Origin of the sequence: Pseudomonas sp. p50(2008) (genome assembly GCF_015351605.1) — a bacterium.
Taxonomy (GTDB): Bacteria; Pseudomonadota; Gammaproteobacteria; order Pseudomonadales; family Pseudomonadaceae; genus Aquipseudomonas.
Genome location: NZ_JACMYF010000028.1, coordinates 1 through 2,838, shown reverse-complemented (window position 1 = coordinate 2,838; position 2,838 = coordinate 1). Strand labels below are relative to the sequence as shown.

The following is a 2,838-nucleotide window of genomic DNA, read 5'->3' as shown; positions in this document are numbered from 1 at the left end:
CTCCGCGATCAACTCGCGCTCGAACTCGGCCAGGGCGGCGAAGATGCCAAAGACCAGCTTGCCGGCGGCGGTCGTGGTGTCGATGGCCGCGCCGTACCCGGTTAATACCTTCAAGCCGATGCCGCGCCCAGTCAGGTCGTGCACGGTGTTGATGAGATGTCGCAGGTCGCGTCCGAGCCGATCCAGTTTCCACACGACCAGTGTGTCGCCAGTTCGCAACGCCTTCAGGCAGCTCGTCAAGCCGGGCCGATCCTCGCGCATGCCGGATGCCTGGTCCTCGTAAAGATGTACTGGATCGACCCCGGCGGCAATCAGCGCGTCGCGCTGCAAATCGGTAGCCTGGGAGCCGTCCGCCTTCGATACCCGCATGTAGCCTATCAGCATGTCGTACCTGTCACATATACGTTCGATTATGTGACAGTGTGAGCCAGAAAGTTCTCGCCGTCAAAAACTGTCACTTAACCCGTCATTTAGTCTAAGACCTGCAAACGGCCATTCAGGCTCGTAATGTGACAAAAACTCCGGCGGGATGCCCTCCTTGGTGAACGTGGCGCGCAAACGTTCCAGGGATTCGGGGTCGCGTCGCCCGTAGGACGCCAGTGTGAACAGCAAGCGGGCCGTCTCCGGGTTGTGTCGCGCTTCAATGATGGCCTCATCGATGGCCTGGGCTGCTCGTTGCCAGTGGTTGATGGGTTCCGGCTTCGGCACCTTCGCCGGCAGGCCGTTGGTGAAACCAGTGTGCGGCTCCGTCTGAAACAGCGCGGCCTGTTCCCCGCGCGGGATCAGCGCCTTTGACTCGATCAGCGTGATGGCGGTGGCCGCCGCCTCCAGCATCTGCCACTGCACCGCCGGGGCCAGAATCTCGTAGGGACGCCACAGACTCTGCCCGGCGCGCAGCGGATGGCCGCAGCGCTCCCAGACATGGCGGATGCTCGCCGAGCAACTGCCGCAGTGCGAGAGCAGCGTGTTCAGCTCATCAAGCAGGGTGCGCAGCAGCCGGAACCACAAGCCGGCGTGGACACGCCGACGCGGCAGCTCCACAAAACCCGTCGTCAGCGCCTGCCAGGTGCGCCGGTCCATGCAGGCGATTGCGTCATCGGCAGGGCGCGGCGCAGCATCGGCGATTTCCCACTGAAGATACCGGCCGGGCATGCCCCAGTAGGACTCCAGCCAGCAGCCATGCTGCGGGCAGCTCAGCATCAAGGGGAGCTGCCAGACGAGTAGCACAGCTTGATTCGTTGGATCGTTCAGACACTGCGGACACGCCCGGCGAATCGTCTGGCTCGGTAGCCAGGCACGCCAGCGAGTGATGGACCGCACCTTGCGGGTGCGCTTGGGCAGGAGCACCGCGCATTGGAATGTATAGGTTTCCAAGGCTGCTGGTACCGAATCGTCGAGACTGTCGAGCAGCCACGGCACCCAGCCTGCAAGACTCATGCTGCGCAACCGCTCCAGCTCGACGCCACTGCGCTGGCAGAGCGCCGTCAGCAACGACAAGGATGGTGCGGTATCCAGGTCATCAAGTTGGCTGTGACCAAGATCGTGGGCCAGCAGCTCGTGCACGTCCATCTGGTAGCAGGCGGCGACCCGGTTGAGCCATGAGGACAGGGCTTCGCCTTCCTTGGGTGCCGGATGCAGCGGCCAGCGCGGCGCGGACTTCACATCAGTTCCCGCTCGAACTGTCGCCGCCGCTCACTGGGGCCGATGTAGTCGGCCATGCTGAGCGTGCGGTGGTTGATCGCTTCCTCGCCACTCTCCACGGCGGCGACGGCCGCCGCCACCAGCAGATGTGCAAGCTCGCCGATGGTGCCTTCGCTCCGGGTGAGCAGGTAGCGGGCCATGTCCAGCGTGGCAATCGGGGATGGCCGCCGTAGCGGGAGTGACGCCGCGAAGCTGGCCAGCAGCGAGCAGCAGTCCTCATTGGCCTCCCACGGCGGCAGCAGCATCGGCTCGAAGCGGTTTTCCAACTGATCGTCCGAACGGATGGCCAGGTACGCCTCGCGCGTGCCGACCCCGACCAGGGGGATACGCAGCTCGTTGCCGAGGAAGCGCAGCAGGTTGAGGAACTCGCGCCGGTTAACGCTGTTGCCAGCCAGTACATTGTGCAGTTCGTCGATCACCAGCATGCGCACGCCGACCTTGCGCAGCAGGGCCAGCGCCAGTTGCTCCATTTCCGGCAGCCGTGGGCGCGGGCGCAGCGGCGCGCCCATCGCAGCCAGCAGCGCGACATAGAAGCGGATCACCGATGGCTCTGACGGCATCTGCACGACCAGCACCGGGATATGTTCTTGGTCAGCGTCGGTGCCGACCGGGTGCGCCCGCCGGAATTTCTCGACGATCATCGACTTGCCGTTGTTGGTGGGGCCGACCAGCAGCAGGTTTGGCATGCGTTGCTTGTTCGGCCACGCATACAGAGTTTCCAGCCGGTTCAGCGCCTCGACCGCGCGCGGGTAGCCGATCCAGCGGTCGGCGCGAATGCGCTGGATGCGCTCGTCTGCCGGCAGCCTGGCCAAACCCTGTGCCGCTGGCAGCAGGTGGGACAGGTCAATGACGGGATATTCGTCCACGGCTACCACTCCTCGATCTGATCGAACGGTTTGGCCGGCGGCAGGTTGTCTGCCTGCGGGTCAGCCATGTCCACATCCGGCGGTATGGGCTTGGCCGGTGGCTCCGACGTCTTGAGGTGCTGGCGGCGATCAGCGTCGCGCCGCGCCTTGCGCGTGGCCTTCTGGGCGGTGGTCACGATCTCGCGCATCTGCCCGATCATGCGGAACAGCGCCGACTCGTCCACCTGCTCGCGCCCGAGCTGACGCAATTTGGCCAGCGCCTGGCGTTGTT

Annotated in this window: 3 protein-coding genes and 1 pseudogene; all 4 read right to left on the bottom strand. The window is 64.8% G+C overall.

The window, feature by feature from the left end:
• The coding region (locus tag H7698_RS30955; RefSeq protein WP_194693879.1) for a recombinase family protein at positions 1-384 on the bottom strand (384 nt) is incomplete at its 3' end.
• Between the two features lie 60 nt (positions 385-444).
• On the bottom strand, positions 445-1,662 hold the full coding sequence (locus H7698_RS30950) for a TniQ family protein (RefSeq protein WP_038445834.1): 1,218 nt from the start codon (positions 1,660-1,662) through the stop codon (positions 445-447).
• The gene (locus H7698_RS30945) at positions 1,659-2,567 is read right to left on the bottom strand and encodes a TniB family NTP-binding protein (protein WP_003465065.1); all 909 of its coding nucleotides are present in this window, start codon (positions 2,565-2,567) and stop codon (positions 1,659-1,661) included. The genes H7698_RS30950 and H7698_RS30945 overlap by 4 nt, the downstream gene beginning before the upstream one ends.
• A gap of 2 nt (positions 2,568-2,569) precedes the next feature.
• A pseudogene (locus H7698_RS30940) lies at positions 2,570-2,838 on the bottom strand (Mu transposase C-terminal domain-containing protein); the annotation flags it as partial.